The sequence below is a fragment of the uncultured Microbulbifer sp. genome (assembly GCF_947489355.1).
Classification (GTDB): Bacteria; Pseudomonadota; Gammaproteobacteria; order Pseudomonadales; family Cellvibrionaceae; genus Microbulbifer.
Genome location: NZ_CANLDD010000116.1, coordinates 1 through 3,470 on the forward strand (window position 1 = coordinate 1; position 3,470 = coordinate 3,470).

The window sequence follows — 3,470 nt, forward strand, 5'->3', positions numbered from 1 at the left end:
GGGGCGGCAAAACGGCTAATGGAGAAAGGATTATTGATGAGGTTGTTGTTACTGCACCAAGGCTAGATGCACAAAAGGGAAAGTCTGGCTCGACGATACTCGCAGGAAGATTGGTAGGTCTTCCATCTAGTGCATTTGCAGAATGGGCTATGCATTTAAGTAAAGGTGGCGTACTTGCAGCGGCACTTTCACTGACTAGCTCTGCTGAAAAAGGACATGTTTTAGTGAGGGTTATGGACGAGGCTGAGTTGGCAGCAACTTTAGCAACTCTAAGCTTTTCAATTGATGGTAATCCATCCGGTTTTACTCAAAAACAATTCTGGACCAACATTACTCAGGCGAGGGCTTTTGTTACTGCATTGGAAAGGATGGGTGAAACCACAAGCGGATTGACTGCGGTTTATACACGAGTGTCAGATGCAACTTACTCTCTTGGTGTTAGAGTTAATGAACCTGGCATAGGTACGTTTCTGTCATATGATGCGATTTCCTTGCAGGCGGTAAATGCCGACGCTAAAAGATCTGGAATACATGTAATTGACAAATATTAATTCTATGAAAATTTTTATTGTAACCGCCCAGCTTGAGTGTTTAGTTTCCACTGAGGATGAATACAAAAATACTCATGAAGTAAAAAAAGGTTTGCGCCCTAATTTTCTCTATAAAAATCATTACCATACTGGCGTTATATCTAAGTGCAATGCAGGTATAGCTCCCGGTGAGTCAGGTACGCTTCAAGCTAAATTTATTTTAGATGAAGAGTCCGTTGCTCTTTTGGTGGTTGGAGACAAAATAGGAATTTATGAAGGCCCAGAAAACAAACTTGCTGAGTGTAATATTTTGGAAATATGTGAAGTGGAGCCGCTAAGTTAAGAGGCCAGCATCCTCAGGCTTATAGTAAAAAAGCCCCACAGATAACTCTGCTGGGGTTTTGTCTTTAAGACACCTATTCAGCCGTCAACACCAAACACCGCTCTATGACCCTGACCCTGACCTTGATCGGCGTATCCACCACAAAGCCGGCCCGTTCAAGCCAGTGGCCCCTGATTGTGATCCATGGCACGGAGTTATTTCATTAATGGATGAGCACAAGATCGCTAAGCAAGCTCTGCGGGGAGGCTACCCCGCAGGCGCGTCTTTAGCCAGGGAGCGAACTCCTTATGGGTCGCTCGCCCATCTGCCAGATCAATGATCCACTCGGCAAGGTGCTCCTGATCCGCATCCACACCAACATCATTCTCTTCGAGAAAAGTGAGCATGGAAATCAGAGCCGTTCGCTTGTTGCTGTCGTTGAAGACGTGGCCTTTGGCTATGGCCTCGGCATATAGTGCCGCAACCTCTTCTATACCGTGAAAAGAGCCATAAAAGATATTGTGATGAATCCGCCCGGTGAGAGATTCGACGTGCATCCCGGCTTGGTACCTTTCAGCCCAGGGCTATGGCCGAGGATGTAGTCATGGTAGCTTTGCACATCATCTGCGGTGAGGTGCTTTAGGTCTTCCACATTGACCATATGCGCCCTTCCTTAGCGGTTCTTGAGTATATTCAGTGCTCGGGAATATTTAGCCGTGAGGCGTTTACTGGTTTCGCTTGCACTTTTCGGATGCACAACTTTTACTTGACGTCCGTCAATCATCTCAACCTTTGGTGGCGGCTCTTTGGCACCCTTTGGAATGGTATAGGTAGACATGAGACCTCCCTTTGTATTCCTTACGTTGTATCACTGGAAATTTGTATCCGCGAGAGCGGAACTTGCATAGGTGGCCCAGTCGGCCATCAATAACTTTCGCTTCTCGAACAAGTCGCCGCGCCGGTAAGCAGCCTCTACAGAGTCCCCCAGGCTGTGGGCTAGGGCCTGCTCACAAACGTCACGCGGGTGCGGAGTGGCTTCTCCTGCCCAATCGCGGAAACTTGATCGGAATCCGTGAATAGTAAGGTCATCTCGCTGCATGCGACGTAGTGCCATAAGCATGGCCATATTTGACAGGGGGCGTCCCTTGCTCCGACCAGGGAAGAGGTGCGGGTTGTCGTCGATCCGGGGTAGAGATTCCAGCAGAACCACCACAGGCGGCGCCAGAGGTACTCGGTGCGCCTTGCCCGCCTTCATCCGCTCACCTGGGATTGTCCAAGTCTTGGTGTTGAAGTTGATTTCATCCCAGGCAGCTCCCAGCGCCTCACTGGTGCGGGTGGCAGTCAGGATGGTCAGCTCCATGGCCCTGAATGCCAATCCTTCGCGCCTGGAGACTTCCTGAATGAACGTCGGCAGCTCTGCCCAGGGTAATGCGCTGTGGTGTTTTACTTTCCGTACCTTTGAGCGCTTTGGCAGCAATTTGTCCAGATGACCGCGCCAGCGGGCCGGATTCTCCCCCACTCGGAGCCCCCTGGCCTTAGCGGCATCCAGCACAAGCTCCATGCGGTTCCGGACCCTGCTCGCTGTTTCCGGTTTCTCGAGCCAGATTGGCTTCAATATCTTTAGCACATGGTCGGTAGTGATTTCGCAGGGGGCCTTGTCGCCTATTACCGAGTGCGCGTACTGCTTCAGGGTGTTCTCCCACTGTTGGGCGTGCTTGGCACTCTTCCAGCCTTCGCGGTGTGACTGTATGTAGAAGTCGGCCGCATCGCTGAAGGTCGCCTTTTGCGCTTTCATGTTTTGCGCGACAGATTTCTGTTCCTGCTGAATACGCCGCCGTTCGTTTACAGGGTCCTTGCCCTGGAGGACCAACTTTCTCTGTACTCCGGCTTCAGCCCTTGCTTTCTTTAGGCCCACATCATTCAGGCTACCCAGGCCCATCTCGCGGCGCTTTCCGTGAAGTTGGTAGCGTAAAACCCAACTTTTGGCTCCCGAGGGCCTAACAACCAGGCGCAGGCCATCCCCGTCGTCATACTTCCCCGGCGCCTTAATCCTTTCAATTTCTTTTGCGGTTAGCTTTCCCATGCTCTCCCCATAGCCTTCCAGTCCCCCACTTGGTCCCCCACTTTGCCGTGGATTCCCTGAGTAGACTTTGGATAAATTTGGAAGGAATATAGCTCGCAGGCCCTGTAATTACTAGGGTTTGGTGGAATCTATAGGACTGTATTGGAAGGCATATAAGCGGACTCCCTCACCGCCATATTTAATGTCTTTGAACGATTGGGCTAATTATCCTAAGATTTGGATCTTTTTATTCTCATTGCATAAATATGCCACGAAAAGTTAAGAGATAGGTCTTTTTCATTGCCAAAAGCAGGGCATAAACCAAGCTGCAACCACGATTTTCAGATCTGCATCCCTCCACCCTATCAGGGTAAATAACATTACTGCAAAGCCAACCATCCGCTGTTAACTTTGGATTTAAAAACCCTATTATTCTGGCACTTAAAATACTTGTGGAATCCTTTTTTGAATTTCCGGTAACTAGTCCAAAAGGGAGACCCCCCGGCTTTGCCGGGGAGGCACGCATAGTTTGACAGATCCGGAAGTCCCATAGTAA

7 protein-coding genes are annotated in these 3,470 nt (G+C 49.8%); 2 read left to right on the forward strand and 5 right to left on the reverse strand.

Going from position 1 to position 3,470, the window contains the following annotated elements; genetic code table 11:
• The coding region (locus Q1A48_RS20730) for a hypothetical protein (protein ID WP_299948679.1) at positions 1-551 on the forward strand (551 nt) is incomplete at its 5' end.
• Positions 538-873 (forward strand): hypothetical protein, encoded by a 336-nt coding sequence (locus Q1A48_RS20735; protein WP_299948681.1) that lies wholly within the window; start codon positions 538-540, stop codon positions 871-873. The genes Q1A48_RS20730 and Q1A48_RS20735, both read left to right, overlap by 14 nt.
• A gap of 73 nt (positions 874-946) precedes the next feature.
• Here the strand turns inward: Q1A48_RS20735 and Q1A48_RS22020 are convergent, their stop codons facing one another.
• The 5 genes from Q1A48_RS22020 to Q1A48_RS20755 all read right to left on the reverse strand — a co-directional run.
• Positions 947-1,063, reverse strand: coding sequence for a SymE family type I addiction module toxin (locus Q1A48_RS22020; RefSeq protein WP_366523460.1), 117 nt, complete (start codon positions 1,061-1,063; stop codon positions 947-949).
• 34 nt (positions 1,064-1,097) lie between these two features.
• Entirely contained in the window at positions 1,098-1,409 is a 312-nt protein-coding gene (locus tag Q1A48_RS20740) for a type II toxin-antitoxin system death-on-curing family toxin (protein WP_299948683.1), read from the reverse strand.
• A gap of 116 nt (positions 1,410-1,525) precedes the next feature.
• Complete coding sequence (locus tag Q1A48_RS20745) at positions 1,526-1,690, reverse strand: hypothetical protein (protein WP_299948685.1); 165 nt, start codon at positions 1,688-1,690, stop codon at positions 1,526-1,528.
• Positions 1,691-1,720: 30 nt separating this feature from the next.
• Entirely contained in the window at positions 1,721-2,935 is a 1,215-nt protein-coding gene (locus tag Q1A48_RS20750; protein ID WP_299948687.1) for a site-specific integrase, read from the reverse strand.
• 232 nt (positions 2,936-3,167) lie between these two features.
• A partial coding sequence (locus tag Q1A48_RS20755; protein WP_299948689.1) for a hypothetical protein occupies positions 3,168-3,470 on the reverse strand: 303 nt, incomplete at its 5' end.